Source organism: Microlunatus phosphovorus NM-1 (assembly GCF_000270245.1).
Taxonomy (GTDB): Bacteria; Actinomycetota; Actinomycetes; order Propionibacteriales; family Propionibacteriaceae; genus Microlunatus; species Microlunatus phosphovorus.
In genome coordinates this window covers 4,872,759-4,893,634 of record NC_015635.1, presented here as the reverse complement: position 1 = coordinate 4,893,634, position 20,876 = coordinate 4,872,759, and the positions used below count along the sequence as shown (strand labels likewise).

Genomic DNA, 20,876 nt, shown 5'->3' with positions numbered 1-20,876 from the left:
CTTGGTAAGTCGACACTAACAAGGATCCGTTGCGTGCGAGGGTCTGTCACGTGATGGTTACCGCCAAACCACACTGAGCGCGCTGGTGGCCGCCGCTGCCGCCAGCGCGGTCGCCGTCGCGGGGCTGACCTCGACCAGCACCAGGCCCTCGGATCCGGTCGCGTCACTGTCCCCGCCGATCCCGCCGGTGACCACCCGTACGGCGGTGGCGACCACCTTGGTCTTGCCGGATTGGGAGTCGGCCGCCAGCACGTCGAGCTGGTCCCCGGCTTCGACGAGCTGAGCGACGCGTGGATCGGCCAGCGGCAGCGGGGCGACCACGCTGCTCGTCCTGCTGGCCCGTTCGCGCAGCAACGAGGTCGGGGTCAGCACCTGCCGGGCCGGAAGCGGGCCGGCGAGCGTACGGCCGATCACCTCCGCCGGATCGCTCCAGGCGCCGACAGGCACCGCATCCGGTGGCAGGGCAGTCCGGGTCAGATCATCGGGGGTCACGGTGTGCCCGCCGTCGAGCGGCCGGGCCGCGGTCACCACCGAGACGGTGTCCGGCCGGGGTGGGGCGAGCGCCGTGAGTCCGGTGAGCACAGCGGCCAGGGTGGCGAGAATCGCGAGCTTGCGGCGGTGACGCCGGAGGGCGCGGCGGAATCCGACGACCCAGCTACGCGCGGTCAGGGGACGATCGAGACGGGCTGGAGGACTGGTACGTGGTGTCATGCCGAGAACCTAAGGACGTCGCGGAAAATCGACCGCGGTTATCCACAGGCCCTCGGAAAGGGGTCAGGCGGCTGTGGACGAGCTCTCACCAGAGCTGCCGGAACCCGACGAACTGCCCGCGGCCACCGGCTGTCTGCTGCCCGAGCCCTCCGACTTCTTCTCGGTCGTCGAGGTCTTCTTCTCCCCGGAGTCGGACTTCGAGCTGTCGGACTTCGAGGCTCCGCTGCCGGACTTCTTCTTCTGGTCGGCCCGGCTGTCGGTGCGATAGAAACCGCTGCCCTTGAACACCACGCCGACGGCGTTGAACACCTTCCGCAGCGAGCCGTCACAGGTGGGGCAATCGGTCAGCGCGGCATCGGTGAACTTCTGCACCGCCTCGAGCTCGTTGCCGCAGTCGCTGCACCGGTACTGATAGGTGGGCATCGCGATCTCCCCTTCTGCGTTGACCTGTTTGGGCTGAACCCGTTTGGCCTGACCCGATGTCGGCCTGACTCGCTCACTTAGCACTCAAGCATACCGATTGCTAACCAGTGGCCATAACGCACGAGTCGTACCAATTTGCGACCGGTTGCGACGTGGGTGGGCGGTGGGAAGAGTCGAATGGGCGGGTGAGAGCGTGGAACGCTGCCCATCGGGGTATCAGCGCCTATCATCTGGCGCGTGCTGCGAAAACCCCGCTGGCTGCTGTTCGCCGCGTTCGTGGTCGTGTTGGCCCTGGTCGGGCTGGCCGGCCTCTCGGTGGCCACCGTCCGGCGGCCCTTCCCGCAGGTCGACGGCGAGATCAGTCTGCCGGGCCTGACGACCCCGGTCCAGGTCATCCGCGACCAGTGGGGTGTCGCCAACATCTACGCCGACAACGCCGAGGACCTGTTCGAGGCGCAGGGCTATGTGCAGGCCCAGGATCGCTTCTTCGAGATGGACGTCCGGCGGCACATCACCGCCGGTCGGCTGTCCGAGCTGTTCGGCGCCTCGCAGGTCGAGACCGACACCTTCATCCGTACTCTCGGCTGGCGCCGGGTCGCTACCGCCGAGCTGCCACTGCTGTCGGCGAGCACCCGACGCTATCTGGACGCGTACGCCGACGGGGTGAACGCCTATCTGCAGTCGCATCGCGCGGCCAACATCTCGCTGGAGTACAGCCTGCTCGGCTTCCAGGGCCTCGACTACACACCGGAGCCGTGGACCGCGGTCGACTCGCTGGCCTGGCTGAAGGCGATGGCCTGGGACCTCGGTGCCAACCTGGACCGCGAGATCGAGACGTCGTTGATGCTGGCCACGGTCGGTGCGAAGCAGACGGCCGAGCTGTGGCCGGACTATCCGCTCAAGGGGTTCACGCCGATCGTCACCTCCGGTGCCGTCCGGGACGGCGCTTTCGACCCGGCGGCGCCGCCGGGGAACCGTCGGGTGCTGCCGGAGGGACTGGCCAAGGCCCAGACGAGTGCCTACACCGATGCATTGCGGGATGTCGCCAAGACACTGCGCCAACTGCCGACGATGATCGCCGACCGTAGCGTCGACGGAGCGACGGGCTCGAACTCCTGGGCGGTGGCGGGGGATCGGACCGACACCGGGAAACCCCTGCTGGCCAACGACCCGCACCTGGCGACCTCGATTCCCTCGACCTTCATGCAGACCGGTCTGCACTGCCGGACCGTCTCCAAAGCCTGTCCGTTCGAGGTCAGCGGCTACAGCTTCGCGGGGATGCCCGGCGTGGTGATCGGCCACAACGCGACGATCGCCTGGGGGCTGACCACCAGCAACGTCGACGTGCAGGATCTCTACCTCGAGCAGGTGCGGGGCGAGTCCGTCCGGGTCGGCGACAAGTACGAGCCGCTGGCGACCCGGACCGAGGAGATCAAGGTCTCCGGCGAGGCGACGCCGCGCACCATCACGGTGCGCTCGTCCAAGCACGGGCCGCTGCTGTCGGACGCCTGGGAGCAGTTGCGCCGGGTCGGCGCCGGCGCGGCCGGCAAGGACCGGGAGGCGTACGCGGTCTCCCTCGCCTGGACCGGCCTGCAGCCGAGCCGGACCATGGACGCGCTGCTGCGGATCAATGTCGCCGGCGACTTCGCTCAGTTCCGGGCGGCGGCGAAGCTGCTCGGTGCGCCGTCGCAGAACCTCGTCTATGCCGACATCCACGGCACTATCGGCTATCAGCTGCCGGGGGCGATTCCCGAGCGCGGCCGGGGTGACGGCGACACGGTGGCGCCGGGCTGGGATCCCGCGTACGACTGGAAGGGCCTGATCCCGTTCGCCGAGTTGCCCTGGGCCGAGAACCCGGCCGACGGCTACATCGTCACGGCCAACAACCAGATCATCGGCCAGGAGCGCTACCCCCGGAAGCTCGGCTCGACCTACTCCTACGGCTGGCGGAGCCAGACCATCGTCGACGCCTTGCGCGCCAACCCTCGAATCAGCGTGGCGCAGAACCTCGCGCTGCAGAACGAGGACGTGGTGCGGTTCGCCGATGTGCTGGTGCCGCGGCTGTTGAAGCTGTCGGTGGCCGACTCGCCGACGACACCGGCCAGCTGGGTCGCCGAGGGACAGCAGACGCTGGTGGGCTGGGACTATTCGGCCTCGAAGGACTCGGCCGCGGCGGCGTACTTCTTCGTGGTGGTGCACAACATCTTGGAGCGGACGTTCCGCGACCAGATGCCCGAGGAGCTGTGGCCGGGCGGCGGGGGCCGGTGGTACGCGGTGCTGACGAACCTGTTGGACGACCCGGACAATGCGTGGTGGGACGACACGCGGACCCCCGATGTCCGGGAGCGGCGGGACGACATCCTGCGGGCCGCGATGACCGATGCCCGCAAGGAGCTGACGTCACTGATCTCGCGGGAGACCACCGGCTGGGAGTGGGGCAAGCTGCACCGGGTCACGCTGCGCCACCAGACCCTCGGGTCCAGCGGGATCCGCCCGATCGAGAAACTGTTCAACCGCGGCGACTGGCCGGTGGGCGGCGGGCCGGAGGTCGTGAACGCCATGTCCTTCGACGACACCCAGGGCTATCGGGTCGACTCCGGGCCGACGATGCGGATGGTGGTCGACCTGTCGGATCTGGACAAGTCCCAATGGATCAACCAGAGCGGCAACTCCGGGCATGCCTACCACCCGAACTACGACGACCAGGCGCCGCTGTGGGTCAACGGGGAGACCCTGCCCTTCGCCACCTCCCGGACGAGCGTCGAGAGCCAAGCCAAACACCGGCTGGACCTGGTCCCGACCGGCTGAACTCGCTCACTGGTACGGGTCGGTGATCTCGCGGAGCTTGGTGAGCGCCTCGCGGAGCGACCCGGCCAACTCCGGCCCGAGGTGCTCGATCCAGGTGCGCTCCACCCGCATCACCGTCTCCATGGCGTGCGCCGAGGCGATCTGCCCTCGCTCGGTGAACCGAATGAGCCGGGCCCGTCCGTCGGCCGGATCGGGTACCCGTTCCACCATGCCCTCCCGCTCCAGAGCGTCCACCAGGAGGCTCGCTGTCTGCTTGGTGACCTGGGCCTGTTCAGCCAGGTCGGTCAGCCGGGATCCATTCGGCGCGATCCGCTGCGCGAGCCGGCCTTGGGCAATGGTCACCTTGAAGCCGGCTTGATGCATCGCGTGCATCACCTGGTCGTCCATGGCGCGGTAGGCGATGAGCATCAGCGTCGCGAGATCCACAGTCACACCCACCCTTGACAATAGTCAGCTTTGCTGACCATCATGAAGGTAGTCAGTAATGCTGACGATACAAGGAGGTGGGTGATGACCAGGGTTCCTCCGACGCGTGTCATCCAGGTCGCCAACGGAGTGCGAACCAGGCTGCAGAGCCTGGTCCAGCGGATGGTCCCGCCCGAGATCGGACTCCTGGAACTGACATCGGGCTTCATGGCGACGCAGGCGATCTATGCCGCGGCCAGGCTTCGGATCGCCGATGTGCTGGCCGGCGGACCGCGATCCGCGACCGATATCGCCGCCGAGGTCGGCTCGGATCCCGACGCCACCTATCGGCTGCTCCGGGCGTGCGCGACGTACGGGGTGTTCGTCGAGGACTCGGAAGGCCGTTTTGGGCTGACCCTGCTGGCCAGCGCCCTTCGCTCAGGTGTGTCCAACTCGATGCTGCCCGTCGTCTTGATGCTCGGCGATCCGCGCTACCAGGGACCATGGGGTCGTCTGGCCGACACCGTGGAGACAGGCACGCCTGGCGCCGAGCTGCTGTTCGGGAAGCCCCTGTGGGAGTACCTCGACGACGATCCCGAGTTCGCGGCCTCCTTCAACAACGCCATGACTCGGCTGTCTGCGCTGGACTGGCCGACCGTGCAAGCGGCGTACGACTTCACGGGGTTCTCGACGATCGTGGACATCGGTGGCGGGCACGGTGAGCTGCTGGCGCTGATCCTCGACGCGGCGCCTGCCGCGAAGGGCGTCCTGTTCGAGCTGCCCGGAATGGTCGACCAGGCCGAGGAACACCTGCGACAGGCGGGGGTCGGTGAGCGCTGCCGAGTCGAGGGCGGGTCGTTCTTCGAGGCCGTGCCGAGCGACGGCGATCTGTACGTGATGCGGCGGGTCATCCACGACTTCGACGACGAGCAGGCGGTGGCGATCTTGTCCAACCTCTGCCGCCAGCTGTCCAACGACCAGACCTTGTTGCTGCTGGAAAGCGTGATCTCGCCGGGCAACGCGCCGCATTTCGCGAAGCTGCTCGATCTGGACATGATGGTCTTCGTCGGCGGCCGGGAACGTACCGCCCGGCAGTTCGATGCGCTGCTCGACCGGGCCGGGTTCCGGCTGACCCGGATCATCCCCACCATCTCGACCATCTCGCTCATCGAAGCCGTCCCGGGCAGGCAGCCATGAATGCCGTCGCCCAGCTCAGCGCCGGTCTCTCGGCGTTGCTCCTGATCGCCGTGTTCCCGCTGGAGGCGTTCCTGATCGAGCGGCCCTGGGTGCAGCGGTTCCTCGGCATCGAGCCGAATGGACTCGAGCACGTACGGCTGTGGTCGTTCTGCATCGGCGCCCGCAATGCGCTGGCTGGTCTGATCACCTTGACCGGGCTCTGGTTCGTCAACTACGGCGACCTGGCGACCGGGACCGTCGTCGTGATCGTCGGCTGCAGCTACATGCTGCTCGCGTCGTTGGCGATGGGCGTCGCCGACCTGCTCGGCTTCTGGCGTCCCCGTGGTGGCAGCATCAAGGGCACCCTCGCGTCGTCGGTGTTGCCGGCCGTCGCCCTGGTCGCCATTGCCGTGTCCGGCTGAGCCGGAGTTCTGCCCCCACGAGCATGGGCGGTTGGGTCTGAGGGCGGTCCCGGCAATGCGGGACACTCGACAGCTGACGTGGGTCTTGCTCCTGAAGATCCCGCGGTCAGCGTCGTAGGTAGCCGAGCAGGTCACCCAGGGTGCCGTAGCCACGCAGGCAGGACGGGTCGGTCGCTCCATTGGTGCAGGTGGTCTGCACCTGGTGCTCCATCGCCCGGTCCAGGCCGGTCATGCTGGCCTTGGACAGCACCCAGCCGAGCGGGGCGGTGACCTCGGGCTGGGCGGTCCGGTCGACCACGATCACGCGGCGCGGGAACGCGGCCAGGATGGCGTCACAGTCGACTTGGTCCTTTTGTGACGGCGGGCAGATCGAACGGGTACGCACCGTGGTCGACACCCGCTGCAGCAGGGCATCTGTGCGGGTCAGCGTCGCCGAGCCGCGGAGATAACCGACCGCCGGCAACAGCAACTCGCTCTGCAGTGCCGGGGGCTCGGTGAGCCGGCCGGCGGTGGCCTGCTCGTTGGTCAAGAAGACGACGAACGGGATGATCAGCGGCTCGTTCGACCGGCCTGCGACGACGTCCTCGTTGTGGCCGCGCACCTGGGCGAGCCACTGGGCGGACAAGTCGGTGACGGTGGCCAGTCCGGTGTTCTCGATGTAGCCGCCGTCGATCAGCTGGGTACGCGGCCAGAAGCCGTTCTGGGACTCGTCGACGTCACAGCCGCCGACGACGCCGCCCGGAGTGACGTAGGGGAAGCGCGCGGTCAGCAGCGCCGCCGTGGAGGCGGTGATGGTGCCCAGGCAGTGGTCGCCGGTGCCGCCGGCCGGGCCGTACGCAGCGAACAGGTCGACCGTCCGGGCGCCCGGGCTGACCTGGTGGTCGCACTGCTGCTCACCGTCGGAGGCCGCCGGCTGCTCCAGGTCGAGCTGGCTCACCCACACCCGGCACTGGCTGGCGACGCTGCTGGAGTTGATCACCAGTGGACCGGTGGCAGGGGAGAGCGTCGAATCGGCGCTCAGGAAGGGTTGGGTTCCCCATGGTTGGCCGACGGCGGATCGATCCCAGCCGAGCTCGATCAGCCGGGCGCGATCGGCCCAGGTGCCGGCCGGTGCGACCCCGGAGCTGCCCAGTGGGACGCCGGTCGCAGCGTAGAGGGGATCGCGGACAAAGGTGCCGATCACTGCCTGGGCGAGGGTGTCCGGCTCGGCCATGGCCTTGACGGCTTCGACGGCCCGCCCGGTGCCGGGATCGCTTGGCGTACCGGAGAAGCGGGCGACCGTCAGACCGGTGGAGCCACCGCTGGCGCCGCCGGAGAAGAGCACGGAGTGGGCGCCGCAGCCCCCGGTCCCGCTGTCCAGGGCGGCCAGGCCCTTCACGGTCCAGTAGGCGGCCCGGATCCCGCCGCCCTCGGCGGCCACCATGATCATCGGCCGGGCGCGCTGGCCGTTCACGTCGACCTCGCAGCCGCCGGATTGCTTCAGCCAGGTCTGGACCATGTCGCCGACCGGTGGCCGCCGCGGCGAGTCCTGAGCGGGAGTGTCGACCACTTGGTGGATGGTGCTGCCGCCGACGGTCAGACCGGCGAGCACGATGGCGAGGACCAGGACGCTGACCAACGGCGTACGCCGCAAGCCGAGGAGCCGGAAGATCTCGGCGGTGGGGCGCTCCTGGATCAGCAGGCCGGCCGAGGCGGCGATGCCGATCAGCAGGGTGAGCGAGGTGATGGTGACCGCGGAGACACCGGCGTACGCGGCTTGCCCCGGGAACACGGAGATGGCCAGGAACAGCGCCAGCACGCCGCCGAGCAGTGCCCACCGCCGGGCCAGCCGGGCCGGCGCTGTGCTCCCCATCGAAGCCATCGGATCCGGCACTTCTCCGGCGACGAAGGCCCAGCTGATCACCCACGGCAGCACGACCGCCACGATGCCGATGGCCAGGAAGAGGACCGACAACCCGAGCCCGACGCCGGTGACCTCGGGTCCGAGGGCGACCACCGACAGGAAGGAGCGGATCAGGCCGATCCCACCGACCGTGACAGCGGTGAGCGCCAATGCCCGCCCGATGAATCTGATCAGACTGACTTCCTGCGCGGTGAACTCGGGCGGGCGATCGGGGATGTACCAGTCTTCGCGGATCTGCCAGGCTCGGCGCAGGACCCAGGAGACCATCACGACCACGAGCGGTACGGCGCAGAACACCAGCAGTCGGGTGCTCAGCAGGTTGGCCGGGGGCATGAAGACTCGGGCGATCAGCGCGGCGACGACCGGGATCGCGATACCGAGCAACCACAGGCTGAGCAGCGCGTCTCCTTTGCCGGCCAGATGATGCAGCCGAGCAGCCAGCCGCCGGGGGTTGGTGACCAGCTCGACGAGCAGGCGGAGGATCAGCAAGAGATCCTCGAGGAGGCGGCGGATCAGGGGTCTGACCCAGGGCTTCTTGGGCACCCTGGAGTTCTCGGGCTTCCCTGGGTTCTCGGGTTTCTGGGTCGTGGATGTGGGCGCTGTTCTGGAGCCCGGGTTCGCCGGGTTGATCTGGTGGCGCACCGCCCAACCCGTACGGAACCGGCCGAGTGCCTCGAGCAGGAAGCCGACCCCGAGCAGCGCGATGACGGCGCAGCCGGCTTGCAGCCAGCCCTGGAGTCCGTTGGACACCCACTGGCGCTGGACGTCGGGGAGCTGCTCGAGGATCGCGCTGCCCGACAGCATGGTGAGCACGGCCAGCGGAATGATCATCGCGACGGAGAAGCGATGATGCATCAGCGCTCGCAGACTCCGGACGACAACCGCTTTCGGACTGTTGACGCCGCCGCCGTCGGCGCCTTCCTGTTTGGACTGGGGAACGACGAAGCGAAGGAGCAGGATCGCCGCGACCAGGACGAGAAGAACCCACTTGGCTGTGGTGCACCACCACAGCAGTCCCACCGGTCCGGACGGCGACCTGGTGATCATCAGCACCAGGATGCAGAGGTTCTCGACGAGATCGGCGAGGACCAGGATCGCCACCAACGCCCAGATCGCGATCCGCGCCTGTCCGGTCCGGAACAGGGCGGCCACCAGTCCGGCGAGCACGGCGGCATAGCAGACGATGAAGACCACATTGATGACGAGGAACCAGCTGAGCAGGGCTCGATAGAGCGGGTCATTGATCAGACTGGTGAGCACCTCGGGCCAGCCCGCGCCCCGCTCGATCCATCCTGGCCCGACCAGCACCGACAACGGCCAGGCCCGCCCCTGTTCGTCGACGATCCGACCGGACTGGGCATTGATCTCGCCGACCGCAACGGTGCATGCCACCGCGAGCGCGATGGCAAGTCCCCACAGATAGCGCCGGGCGCGTAGATGCTGCGGCACCACCTCCTGCTGGCTCCCGCTCATCGGCCCTCCCGAGCTCGACAATCCTGACTCGACGCATCGTGGCGTAGGTCTGGGCTTACCTACAAGAGTCGTGGGTGGGGGAGTGGATACGTGGGCGGATCCGGGTGGCTGAGCCTTCGAGCATGGACACTGGCGATGTGCGCTACCCGTGGGTGATCGCGGTCGTGATCAGCAGTTGGCTGTCGGCGGTAGCGATTCTGTGGGCCGGCAGACCGGCATCGCTCTGGGCGCGCGAGCATGAGGAGGATGAGTCATCTGGCCAAGTCATCATCCAGGCAGGTGTCAATTCTTGCCAACCCGCCCGGCTCGGACTCGTCGGGGGCGTCTGGGCGCGGGAGGCCGGTTCGCACACGCTTCGCCGATAGTCTGAATTGCGAAGGATCACGAAAGTTTGACGGCGCCCCGGGCGCAAAGGAGTAGCACTCTGTGGCGCTGAAGAAGTCAGACCTGTACAGCTCGCTGTGGGCGGGAGCGGACGAGCTCCGTGGCGGCATGGATGCAAGCCAGTACAAGGACTATGTCCTGACGCTGCTGTTCGTGAAGTACGTCTCGGACAAGGCCAAAGCAGATCCATACGCCGACGTTGAGGTGCCCGAGGGCGGCTCGTTCAATGACCTGGTCGCGCTGAAGGGCAAGCCCGACCTCGGTGAGCAGGTCAACGTCGCCATCCGCAAGCTGGCTGACGCCAACGACTTGCAGGGCGTCATAAACAACGCCGACTTCGATGACCCCGACAAACTCGGTAAGGGTAAGGAGCTCGTCGACCGACTGACGAAGCTGATCGGCATTTTCCAGGATCTCGACTTCACCGGCTCCCGTGCTGAGGGCGACGACTTGCTGGGTGATGCTTACGAGTACCTGATGCGTCACTTCGCCAGCGAGTCGGGCAAGAGCAAGGGTCAGTTCTACACGCCGGCCGAGGTATCGCGCGTGATGGCTGCGCTCATCGGCATCAAACCGGACACCCCGAAGTCGGCAACCGTCTACGACCCGACCTGCGGGTCTGGCTCCTTGCTGCTCAAGGTTGCCGACGCGGCACCGAACGGGCTGACGATCTACGGCCAGGAAAGGGACAACGCCACCCGTGCCCTCGCTGTGATGAACATGCACCTCCACGGGAGCGGAACGGCGGAGATCCGTCAGGGCGACACGATTACGAGCCCGCAGTTCCTCAGGGGCAGCGTGCTGCAGACCTTCGACTACCTCGTCGCCAACCCTCCGTTCAGCGTGAAGTCTTGGAACAACGGCCTGGAGAACGAGTACGGCCGGTTCGACGGCTACGGTCGCCCGCCGGAGAAGAACGGCGACTACGCCTTCCTGCTCCACATGCTCAAGAGCCTCAAGAGCACTGGCAAGGGGGCCGTCATCCTGCCGCACGGCGTGCTCTTCCGTGGCAACTCTGAGGCGACCATCCGCAAGGAACTCATTGGGCGCGGCTACATCAAGGGGATCATCGGCCTGCCGGCGAACCTGTTCTACGGCACCGGCATCCCGGCCTGCATCATCGTGCTCGACAAGGAGAACGCGCAGGCTAGGACCGGCATCTTCATGATCGATGCCAGCAAGGGCTTCGCCAAGGACGGAAACAAGAATCGTCTTCGCCCGCGTGACATGCACCAGATCATTGATGCCTTCGCGAATCAGAAGGAGATTGAGCGCTACTCGCGGATGGTGCCGCTCGCCGAGATCGCCGACCTGAGGAACGACTACAACCTCAACATTCCTCGCTACATCGACGGTTCCGAGCCCGAGGACATCCAGGATCTGCACGCCCACCTCAACGGCGGCATCCCGAACCGCGACCTCGACGCCCTCCAGGCCTACTGGGACGCCTTCCCCAGCTTGCGTTCGACTCTATTTCGGCCGTTGCGTGACGGCTACAGTGAGCTGGCCATCGACAAGTCCCATATCCAGAGGACGATCACAGGTTCTGCCGAGTACCAGACGTTCAAGACGAGCAGCAACGGGATCGTCAAACACTGGTGGAACATCCATGAGGCTCTCCTCCAAGGAATTACGCGCACCACACGTCCCGCTGACCTCATCGCTGAGCTCGGTGACGCGTTGCTCGATGCCTTCCGCTTGCGCCCGCTGATCGACGAGTACGGCGTGTACGAACAGCTGATGAGCTACTGGAACGACGTCATGCACGATGACGTCGCCCTGATCATGGGCGAGGGCTGGGACGGTGCAGCGAAGCCACGCGCCGCCCGCATCCTCGGATACGACAGGAACAAGAAGCCAAAGTACGAAACTGCACACATCACTTTCGGCACCGGTGTCAAGGCGCAGCGCTGGGTCATGGATCTTGTGTCGCCTGAACTGATCGTCGCCCGCTACTTCGCCAAGGAACAGGCGGAACTCGATGCACTGGAGGCAGGCGTGGAGACTGCTGGCCAGGCGATCGAGGAGTACGTCGAAGAGCACGCCGTCGAAGAAGGACTGCTGTTCGACGCAACCGACGACGACGGCAAGGTCACCAACAAGGCAGTCGCTGACCGACTCAAAGCAGCGAGGGCCGAAGGTGCCGACGGTGACGAGATCAAGGCACTTGTCCATGTCGTCGGCCTGTTCAAGCGAGAGACCGCCGCGAAGAAGGCTGCCAAGGAAGTCCGTCTCAAGCTCGACCAGCTGACGCTCAAGCGGTATGCGCAGCTCACTACCGCCGACATCCAGAGGCTCGTCATCGACGACAAGTGGGGTGCCCGCGTCGTCGCCGGAGTCCAGGCCGAGCGCGCCGCGCTGATCCAGAAGCTCGTGCAGCGCCTGAATGTGCTCGGCGCTCGCTACGAGCAGACCGTGGGCGACCTCGACGCGGAGGTTGAGGCGCTGAGCGTGAAGGTCACGGCTCATCTGGCCGCTATGGGGGTTGAGGCGAGATGACATCAACATGGACGACCACAACAATTGGTGCCCTCGCGCACGTGTCGCGCGGTGCATCGCCGCGACCCATCGCTTCGCCTCGCTGGTTCGACAGCAGCGGTGATGTGAGATGGGTTCGCATAGCAGATGTCAACCGCTCGAACGGCCGCACTCTACTCGCGACAACGCAAGCGTTATCTGCTGATGGTGTTGCGCGTAGTAGATACCTGAAGCCTGGAACTCTCATCATGAGCATTGCTGCGACTGTCGGTATTCCCGTGATTACCGGAGTCCCCGCTTGCATCCATGACGGCTTCGTCTCGCTTGAGAATCTCAAAGCAAACAAGAGATTCATGTTGTACCTACTGAAGGCATCCGAGCCTCGCCTTCGTGAAGCAGGACAGTCCGGGTCTCAGATGAACGTCAATTCCGACATCGTCCGCGGACTTACGGTTCGGATCCCCTCCAGTGTTGAGGAGCAGGCCCGCGTCGCGTCGGTACTCTGGGATTTGGATGACCTCATCGTTTCGCTTGAAAATGCGATAGTGAAGAAGCGAGCCATCAAGCAAGGCGTGATGCAGGAGTTGCTGACTGGCCGCACGCGCCTCCGCGGCTTCACCGATGAATGGTCAACACGTAGCCTGTCGACGTTTGGTACCTTCCTGCGGGGCGGCGGAATCAAGCGCGACGAGGTGCGGCAGGCCGGGGTGCCGTGTATCCGATACGGCGAGATTTACACCACATTCGAGGACTACACCATTTCAACAGTGTCGTTCGTTAGCGGGTCGGTGGCAGCGATGGCTCTTCCGCTTCGGTCGGGAGACATCCTCTTTGCGGGATCGGGCGAGACGAAAGCCGAGATCGGCATGAACGTTGCCTACATTGGGGACACTCCAGCGGTTGCGGGCGGCGACATCATAGTTCTGCGCGGCACCGAGTACGACCCCGTCTACTTGGCGACACTCCTCAATACCCCCGAGTTGGCGAATCAGAAAGCGCGCGGTGGTCAAGGAGACGCTGTGGTGCACATCAACTGGCGAGTCCTTGCAGGGCTCGAAGTCACAGTTCCAGAACTTCCTGAGCAACATGCAATCGCACAGGTCCTGATCGATGCCGACGACGAGATCGCTGCCCTTCAACGCCGCCTCGACGCCACCCGCGCTATCAAGCAGGGCATGATGCACGAGCTGCTCAGCGGGCGCACCCGGTTGGCCGTCAAGGAGGACGCAGCATGAGCACGGTCGGACAGGTCGAACGTAGGACGCAGGATCGCGTCGTCAAGTTCTTCCACGAGCGCCTCGGCTACGAGTACGGCGGCAGCTGGGAAGACCGCGCAACGAACTCGAACATCGAGGTCGCCTACCTTCGGGACAACCTTCTGGCGCGCGGCTACGACGAGGAGATCGTCGGCAAGACCATCAACGAACTCTCCAAGGCTGCGTCGGTCGGTGGAGCCCGCACGCTGTACGAGGCTAATCGCGAAGTCTACGATCTGCTTCGCTATGGCGTGAAGGTCAAGCGCGTCGTGGGCAACCAGTTCGAGACGGTCTGGCTTATCGACTGGGACAACCCCGAAGCGAACCACTTCGTCGTGGCTGAAGAGGTCGCGATCGCTGGCGCGCACAACAAGCGTCCCGACGTCGTGCTGTACGTCAACGGCCTGGCGCTGGGTGTCGTTGAGTTCAAGCGCTCGAAGGTGAGCGTCACTGAGGGCATCCGTCAGAACATCGGCAATCAGCGGACGGACTTCATCCGGCCATTCTTTTCTACCGTCCAGATCGTGTTCGCGGGCAACGACGTCGAGGGGTTGCGCTACGGCGTGATCGAGACACCGGAGAAGTACTGGCTCGCCTGGAAGGAGCCCGAGCACAGCACGGTCGGTGCCGACGTAGTTGAGCCACTGGACAGGGCGATCCTGCAGATGTGCTCGAAGGATCGCCTCCTCGAGTTGATCCACGACTTCATCGTGTTCGACGCTGGCGTGAAGAAGACTGCCCGCCACAACCAGTTCTTCGGCGTGAAGGCAGCTCAGGAGCGCATTGCGAAGCGTGAGGGCGGCATCATCTGGCACACCCAGGGGTCGGGCAAGAGCCTGACGATGGTGTGGCTTGCAAAGTGGATCCGTGAGCACCAGCCGAAGTCGCGCGTTTTGATCATCACCGACCGCACCGAGCTCGACGAACAGATCGAGAAGGTCTTCGGCGGGGTCAACGAGAGCATCTACCGCACGACTTCTGGCGCGGACCTGCTGACGCAGATCAACAAGCACGACCCATGGCTGATCACCTCCCTCGTCCATAAATTCCGCGGTGGCAACGACGACCGCGACGTTGACCGGGACAGTGAGGACTTCATCGCCGAACTGCACTCGCGGGTGCCTGTCGGGTTCACGCCGAAGGGCAACCTGTTCGTCTTCGTCGATGAGGCGCACCGCACACAGTCGGGCAAGATGCACCGGGCGATGAAGGAACTGTTGCCCGGAGCGATGTTCATCGGCTTCACGGGTACGCCGCTGCTCAAAGCCGACAAGGCGACCAGTATCGAGACCTTCGGATCGTTCATCCACACCTACAAGTTCGACGAGGCGGTCGAGGACGCCGTCGTGCTCGACCTGCGCTATGAGGCGCGCAACATTGAGCAGGACCTGACCAGTCCGGAGAAGGTCGACAAGTGGTTCGAGGCCAAGACCAAAGGCCTCACCGACCTCAGCAAGGCTCGCCTCAAGAAGAAGTGGGGCACGATGCAGAAGGTCGTGTCCGCCGAGCCCCGAGCCAAGCAAATCGTCCAGGACATCCTGCTGGACATGGAGACCCAACCCCGCTTGGTGAGCGGCCGCGGCAACGCGATGCTCGTGGGCGAGAGCATTTACCAGGCGTGCAAATTCTACGAGATGTTCGTCAACGCCGGCTTCAAGGGCAAGGTCGCCATCGTCACGAGCTACGTGCCGAACCCGAGCGACATCTCCAAGGAGGACTCGGGTGAGGGCGCGACCGAGAAGCTGCGCCAGTACGACATATATCGGCAGATGCTGGCCGGCTTCTTCGGTGTGCCTGCCGACCTGGCTGTCGGGCGGATCGAAGAGTTCGAGAAGGAAGTCAAGCGCCGATTCATCGAGGAGCCTGGCCAGATGCGGCTGCTCATCGTGGTCGACAAGCTGCTGACCGGGTTCGATGCTCCAAGTGCCACTTACCTCTACATCGACAAGAAGATGCGCGACCACGGCCTGTTCCAGGCCATCTGCCGGGTCAACCGCCTGGATGGCGACGACAAGACCTACGGCTACATCATCGACTACCGCGACCTATTCAACTCGCTGGAGTCCGCGATCACCGACTACACCTCGGGTGCTCTTGACGGCTACGAGGAGAAGGACGTCGAGGGGTTACTCGAGGACCGCGTCGACCAGGGCCGTCAGGATCTCGACGAGGCGTTGGAGAAGATCCGCGCCCTGGTCGAGCCCGTTGCACCGCCGAAGGGGACGCTGGAGTACCAGCACTACTTCGTGGCATCGGTGCAGGGAGACGCCGCTCAGATTAAGGCCAACGAGGTCAAGCGTGTCGAACTCTATAAGAGCGTTTCGGGCTTGGTTCGCGCGTACGCGGCGCTCGCCAACGACATGGATGCTGCCGGGTACACGCCCGCCGAGGCTGCGGCGATTAAGAACGAGGTGGCGCACTTTGTCGCCGTCCGTGATGAGGTCGAGCTTGGTGCTGGCGAGAACATCGACGTGAAGCAGTTCGAGGCAGGCATGCGCGCGCTGCTCGACACCTACATCCAGGCCGACCCGTCCGAGGTGGTGGCCACCTTCGACAAAGGGCTCGTCGACCTGATCGTCGAGCGCGGCGATGATGCGATTAGTGCTCTGCCGACGAACATTCGCAAGGACCCCGAAGCAGCAGCGGAGACGATCGTCAACAACGTCCGCAAGACGATCGTCGACGAGCGTGCGCTGAACCCGCGCTACTACGACCGGATGTCCGAGTTGCTTGATGCGCTCATCGAACAGCGCCGTCAGGACGCCCTAGACTACAAGGCGTACCTGCAACGGCTCATCGAACTCGCAACCAAGGTCGGCAAGAAGGAGTCCGACACGGTCTATCCCGAGTGGGCCAGGAACGGCGCGCAGCGCGCACTAGTGGACTTCCACTTCGCTGATCCCAATCTAGCCACCGTGGTCGACTGCACCGTGACGCGCCAGAGAGAGCACGGCTGGGTCGGCAACCGGATGAAGGAGCGCGCCCTCGCCCGCGAGCTTCGCCGCGTACTCCCTGACGGGTTTGACCGCTTCGATGAACTGTTTGAATTGGTGAAGGCACGGGATGAGTACCGCTAATGCCTACCTCACCGTCGCCGGGCTCAGGATCGATGTCATCTATAAGGACATCAAGAACCTGCACATCTCCGTGTACCCGCCGGTCGGACGTGTGCGGGTTGCGGCGCCGCACCGCGTCGACGAGGACGCGATCCGCTTGGCCGTCGTGCAGCGTCTGCCGTGGATCAAGAAGCAACGCGAGCAACTGCAGAACGCCGAGCGCCAGACCGAACGTCGCATGCTCTCGGGCGAGACTCACTACGTGTGGGGCCAGCGCCTGCGTCTGGACGTCTCACGGCATGGAAGATCGAGAGTCAGCGTTGCCGGAAAGACCCTTTGGCTGACAACTCCCGCGGACTACGACGAGGACCAGCGCCGAGCGGCACTCGATCACTGGTACCGCAAAGAGCTCAAGGCCGCTGTCCCGGCGCTGCTGGCCAAGTGGCAGCCGATCATCGGTGAAGAAGCCGCCAAGGTCGTCGTGCGCCACATGAAGACCAAGTGGGGCACCTGCCACCTTGAGTCGCGCTCCATCTGGCTCAACCCCGAACTGGCGAAGAAGAACCCACGCTGTCTCGAGTACATCGTGGTTCACGAACTGATCCACTTCATCGAGCGCACCCACAACGCACGTTTCATCGAACTCATGAATCTGCACATGCCCGACTGGCGGGCGCGTCGGGACGAGCTGAACGATGCGCCACTGTCGAGCGAGGAGTGGGACGCGGGGGCACGGCATGAGTCGTAGTGCCCAGCGCCCGGAAGTCAGTAGCCCCTGGAACCTCATTCCTCTGACGCCCGAGTATCTCGAGGCAGAGCATGGCGGCTACGTCGCGGCCATAGAAGCTGCCTTGGCGGACGTGCAGATCCGAAACATTGCGCTCTCCGGCAACTACGGCGTCGGTAAGAGCAGCATTCTTCGGGAAGTCGCGAGGCGGCAGGACGGCCGCGTTGTTGAACTCTCGCTGTCGACGCTCGCGCCGATTGAGGCGTCCAAGATCGATGACTCGGTGCCTATCCAAGCGACGACGCCGACCAACCGCATTCAGCAGGAGATCGTCAAGCAACTACTTTACCGCGAAGACCCGAGCAAGACACCCAGCTCACGGTTCCGACGCATCGAACGCTTCGGCTGGCGACGAGAGATCGGCACCGCGCTTGTGCTGGGGCTCGCCGCTGCGATCATCTTCCTGCTGACCGGTTGGACGGCGCAGATCGCTTCGGTGTTCACAGCGCCGAACGACATCGGCCCTTGGACTCACCTGATGGTCTGGGGTGTGGCAGCGGGCGCCGTCTTGGTGGTGCGCTCGCTGTTCTACGGGAGGCTCCGCATCAAAGAGTTGTCTGCGGGCTCAGCGACGGTCACGCTCGACGATAGCGCGATGTCCTACTTCGACCAGTACCTGGACGAGATCGTCTACTTCTTCGATGTTTCGGGCCGCGACATCGTCATCTTCGAGGACATCGACCGTTTCAACGACTCCCACATCTTCGAGACACTCCGTGCGCTGAACACGCTGCTCAACGCCTCGCCACAGGTCGAGAAGCGGATCCGGTTCATCTACGCGATCAAGGACAGCATTTTCGACCGAATTGGTCTTGAGGCGGAAGGTCGCAAGGTTGAGCCGGACGCGACGGACGATCCCGCGCAGGCCGAGGCGGTGCGCGCCAACCGCACAAAGTTCTTCGACCTCGTCATCCCGGTTGTTCCTTTCATCACGCACCGAAGTGCCCGCAACCTCGCGGCACAGCTACTAGGCGAGATCGAGCACAAGGTCGAGCCAGAGCTGCTCGATCTGGCTGCGCAGTACGTCCCCGACATGCGGCTGCTCAAGAACGTGCGCAACGAGTTCATCGTCTTCCGCGATCGGATCTTCTCCGGCGACGGCGAGCAGCTCGATCTGAGCCAGACCGAACTCTTTGCAATGATGCTCTATAAAAGCACCCACCTGACCGACTTCGAGAAGATCCGGCTCGGCACTAGCACGCTGGATGTCATCTACAAGGTCAGTCGTGAGTTGGTTGCCGAGAACATCAGGCGGATCGAGAGCGAACGGCGTGCGTTGCGTCGGCGGCTCGTGCGAATCAACGGAGCTGCTACTCGCAGCACCCAGCTGGGTCGGCGATTGCTGGCGCACGCGCAAAGGACCGTGCAGGCGGCGGGCTTCCGAACACAGTACGCGACGTACTCGATAGCCGGTGCTGTGAAGTCTGAGGATGATCTCAAGGGAGCGCAGTTCTGGACAGATTTCGTCTCCCCCGATGGAAGTCCAGTGCTCCAGTGGCGCAACGACTACGGTCAGCAGCTGTCGTTCACTCGTGACAGTCTCGTCGGCGCACTTGGCGATCCGCTCGATGCTGAGAGCTGGAGCGATGCGGATAGTGAAGCCTTGACCGAGCAGATCGCCGAGAAGACAGAGGACATCACGTTCCTGCGGAGCGCCGACCTTGGTGACCTCGTCAGACGACCGGAGTTCCGAGTCACCTACGAGGAAGCCGCTCGATCGTTCGAGTCAGTTGCCGAGTGGCTCCTCAAGCCCGGTTTGGCCTACCAGCTTGTTAGAGCTGGGTACATCAACCGGAACTTCACGCTGTATACCTCGACGTTCCACGGCGACCGTGTGAGCCCGGCGGCGATGAACTTCATCATCCATCACGTTGAGCGAGACCTGATGGACGAGCACTTCGGGCTTGACCCAGACGATGTCGACGCCGTTGTCCGCGAGCGAGGAAAGAGCGCGCTGAAGGAACCGGCGCTCTACAACATCGCCGTCCTCGACCGTCTCCTGGCAACCGACGTCGACGCGGCGGACATCATGATCCGTTCCTTCGTGGCCCTCGGGGAAAGTCAGACCCGATTCCTCCAAGCGTATCTCTCTGCCGGTGAGCAGCGTCAGCGGTTCATTGAGCGATTCACAACCGTCTCCTCTCGTGTTTTCCAGTACCTCGTGAGCCAGGCTGAACTGGATGATGCATCGCGGCTGCAGTTGGTCGATGTCGCACTGGCGCACCTTCCGTCGGCTAAGCAGCGAACAGATGCTGCGGTATCTGGCTACTTGGCAACGCACTATGCCGAATTTGCGGCGCTGACGTTCAACGAGACCGAGTCAGCCCAGGCGGAGCGTATTGGTGAGATCTTCGCGGACGCCTGCGTCACTGTGCCTCGCCTGGAGCCGCTCGGCCAACAGGTGCGGTCGTCGTTCGTGTCGCGCAACCTGTACGAGGTCACGCAGGAGAACCTCGCGCTTGCCATCGGCAACACCGAGAGCGTGGCCCTTGACGTCATCCGCGATGCGAATGAGACGGTCTACGACTATGTGCTCAGGCACGTCAGTACCTACCTGGATGCTACAGGGGCCACATCCACAACTGTCGACGCGGACGAGTACTTCGTTGCCGTGATCGAAGATGTGCTCGAGCATGGATTGGATCGTCTCGGCGACGTTGTCGAGCGCGCTGCTCCCGAGTGCCGTGTCGAGGATCTCACCGCTGTGTCGGAGAGGGCGTGGCCGGCATTGGGCGAGTATCGCCGCTTCCCGGCAACTTTAGGCAACGTCAGCGGCTACGTCACCGCCCAGGGGTCGATCGATCTCCAGCTTGCCAATGTGCTCACGGCTGCCGGGAAAATCACCGAAGCCAGCGGTGCTGACGAGGAGTCGAAGGTCACCCTGGCCGTGGCGATTCTGGCGGCTCAGGATATGCTCCCGTCGCCCGTGCTGCGTGCGGACCTGGTCGCAAGTCTCGACCCGGCGAGCCTTCTCGATGTTGGTGCCATTGCGGCCGAGACGGGAGAACTCTTCGCGCTGCTGTTGAAGCACAACCTCATTGCAGACAACGCGGAGTCGTACGAACATCTCGCGGCAACGGACTGGCCAACACGGAAGGCGTTCATCCGGGCGTCGACAACGTTCGCCGGCTATATGACGCCGGAACTGGTGCGGCCAGACCTTGCCGCGCTGCTTGTGGACGACGAGATCGACGCGGCAGTCAAGCACGCGGTTGTCGAGCAGGCCGCGGCGTATGCAGAGGTGGCCGACCGCCGTGGCCTGAACGAGTTGGCGAGGTTCGCCACGCAACATGGGAGTCGGCTCCTGCCTGATGTCGTACAGAAGCTGGCGCAGGGCGGCGTTCCGGCGCAGCAGATCGTCCTGCTCATTGAGCCGCACCTCGGCGTGATGGGCCGTGATCAGCTGTTCACAATCTTGTCCGCGCTCGGCGACGCCTATGCGAAGTTGACCGCGGTCGGATACGAAAAGCCAAAGATTCCGAACACGGCCGCCGACCGGGCGCTTCTTGAACGGCTCAAGCGGGAGGGTATCGTCAACTCCTACGACGAGCGCGAGGCTCTGATTAAGGTCAACAAGAAGCACAAGTGATGTGT

At 64.6% G+C, this 20,876-nt stretch carries 13 protein-coding genes; 9 read left to right on the top strand and 4 right to left on the bottom strand.

Translation table 11 applies throughout. The features are described from left to right. Positions 1–57: 57 nt before the first annotated feature. Entirely contained in the window at positions 58–711 is a 654-nt protein-coding gene (locus tag MLP_RS22210) for an SAF domain-containing protein (protein WP_013865443.1), read from the bottom strand. A gap of 63 nt (positions 712–774) precedes the next feature. Continuing rightward, the gene (locus MLP_RS22205) at positions 775–1,134 is read right to left on the bottom strand and encodes an FmdB family zinc ribbon protein (RefSeq protein WP_013865442.1); all 360 of its coding nucleotides are present in this window, start codon (positions 1,132–1,134) and stop codon (positions 775–777) included. Positions 1,135–1,371: 237 nt separating this feature from the next. Here MLP_RS22205 and MLP_RS22200 point away from each other — a divergent pair, with 237 nt between their 5' ends. Continuing rightward, on the top strand, positions 1,372–3,942 hold the full coding sequence (locus MLP_RS22200; RefSeq protein ID WP_013865441.1) for a penicillin acylase family protein: 2,571 nt from the start codon (positions 1,372–1,374) through the stop codon (positions 3,940–3,942). A 6-nt stretch (positions 3,943–3,948) separates the two neighbouring features. Here the strand turns inward: MLP_RS22200 and MLP_RS22195 are convergent, their stop codons facing one another. Beyond that, positions 3,949–4,374, bottom strand: a complete 426-nt coding sequence (locus tag MLP_RS22195) for a MarR family winged helix-turn-helix transcriptional regulator (protein WP_231851371.1) — start codon at positions 4,372–4,374, stop codon at positions 3,949–3,951. Positions 4,375–4,452: 78 nt separating this feature from the next. Here MLP_RS22195 and MLP_RS22190 point away from each other — a divergent pair, with 78 nt between their 5' ends. Beyond that, complete coding sequence (locus tag MLP_RS22190; protein ID WP_041790466.1) at positions 4,453–5,544, top strand: methyltransferase; 1,092 nt, start codon at positions 4,453–4,455, stop codon at positions 5,542–5,544. Beyond that, positions 5,541–5,945 carry a DUF1304 family protein gene (locus MLP_RS22185; protein WP_013865438.1) on the top strand — a complete coding sequence of 135 codons (405 nt, stop codon included), beginning with the start codon at positions 5,541–5,543 and terminating at the stop codon, positions 5,943–5,945. Before MLP_RS22190 ends, MLP_RS22185 begins: the two co-directional genes overlap by 4 nt. A 106-nt stretch (positions 5,946–6,051) precedes the next feature. On the opposite strand, the gene MLP_RS22180 is transcribed toward MLP_RS22185, so the two are convergent. Further along, complete coding sequence (locus MLP_RS22180; RefSeq protein WP_013865437.1) at positions 6,052–9,321, bottom strand: hypothetical protein; 3,270 nt, start codon at positions 9,319–9,321, stop codon at positions 6,052–6,054. A 122-nt stretch (positions 9,322–9,443) separates the two neighbouring features. On the opposite strand from MLP_RS22180, the gene MLP_RS22175 reads away from it, so the two are divergent. From MLP_RS22175 to MLP_RS22150, 6 genes are all read left to right on the top strand, one after another. Continuing rightward, positions 9,444–9,686 (top strand): hypothetical protein, encoded by a 243-nt coding sequence (locus MLP_RS22175; RefSeq protein WP_013865436.1) that lies wholly within the window; start codon positions 9,444–9,446, stop codon positions 9,684–9,686. Positions 9,687–9,747: 61 nt separating this feature from the next. After that, the gene (locus tag MLP_RS22170) at positions 9,748–12,204 is read left to right on the top strand and encodes a type I restriction-modification system subunit M (RefSeq protein WP_013865435.1); all 2,457 of its coding nucleotides are present in this window, start codon (positions 9,748–9,750) and stop codon (positions 12,202–12,204) included. Continuing rightward, a complete protein-coding gene (locus tag MLP_RS22165; protein WP_013865434.1) occupies positions 12,201–13,418 on the top strand; it encodes a restriction endonuclease subunit S in 1,218 nt (405 codons plus the stop codon). Before MLP_RS22170 ends, MLP_RS22165 begins: the two co-directional genes overlap by 4 nt. Further along, positions 13,415–16,516 (top strand): type I restriction endonuclease subunit R, encoded by a 3,102-nt coding sequence (locus tag MLP_RS22160; protein WP_013865433.1) that lies wholly within the window; start codon positions 13,415–13,417, stop codon positions 16,514–16,516. The genes MLP_RS22165 and MLP_RS22160 overlap by 4 nt, the downstream gene beginning before the upstream one ends. 70 nt (positions 16,517–16,586) lie before the next feature. Further along, the gene (locus tag MLP_RS22155) at positions 16,587–17,243 is read left to right on the top strand and encodes a M48 family metallopeptidase (protein ID WP_231851370.1); all 657 of its coding nucleotides are present in this window, start codon (positions 16,587–16,589) and stop codon (positions 17,241–17,243) included. Further along, complete coding sequence (locus tag MLP_RS22150; protein WP_041790461.1) at positions 17,233–20,871, top strand: YobI family P-loop NTPase; 3,639 nt, start codon at positions 17,233–17,235, stop codon at positions 20,869–20,871. The genes MLP_RS22155 and MLP_RS22150 overlap by 11 nt, the downstream gene beginning before the upstream one ends. The last annotated feature ends 5 nt before the right edge of the window (positions 20,872–20,876 follow it).

Bases quoted from the DNA above. Each gene is read 5' to 3' on its own strand.
- MLP_RS22210 (WP_013865443.1), bottom strand. From the start codon at position 711: ATGACACCACGTACCAGTCCTCCAGCCCGTCTCGATCGTCCCCTGACC.
- MLP_RS22205 (WP_013865442.1), bottom strand. From the start codon at position 1,134: ATGCCCACCTATCAGTACCGGTGCAGCGACTGCGGCAACGAGCTCGAG.
- MLP_RS22190 (WP_041790466.1), top strand. From the start codon at position 4,453: ATGACCAGGGTTCCTCCGACGCGTGTCATCCAGGTCGCCAACGGAGTG.
- MLP_RS22185 (WP_013865438.1), top strand. From the start codon at position 5,541: ATGAATGCCGTCGCCCAGCTCAGCGCCGGTCTCTCGGCGTTGCTCCTG.
- MLP_RS22180 (WP_013865437.1), bottom strand. From the start codon at position 9,321: ATGAGCGGGAGCCAGCAGGAGGTGGTGCCGCAGCATCTACGCGCCCGG.
- MLP_RS22175 (WP_013865436.1), top strand. From the start codon at position 9,444: ATGGACACTGGCGATGTGCGCTACCCGTGGGTGATCGCGGTCGTGATC.
- MLP_RS22165 (WP_013865434.1), top strand. From the start codon at position 12,201: ATGACATCAACATGGACGACCACAACAATTGGTGCCCTCGCGCACGTG.
- MLP_RS22160 (WP_013865433.1), top strand. From the start codon at position 13,415: ATGAGCACGGTCGGACAGGTCGAACGTAGGACGCAGGATCGCGTCGTC.
- MLP_RS22150 (WP_041790461.1), top strand. From the start codon at position 17,233: ATGAGTCGTAGTGCCCAGCGCCCGGAAGTCAGTAGCCCCTGGAACCTC.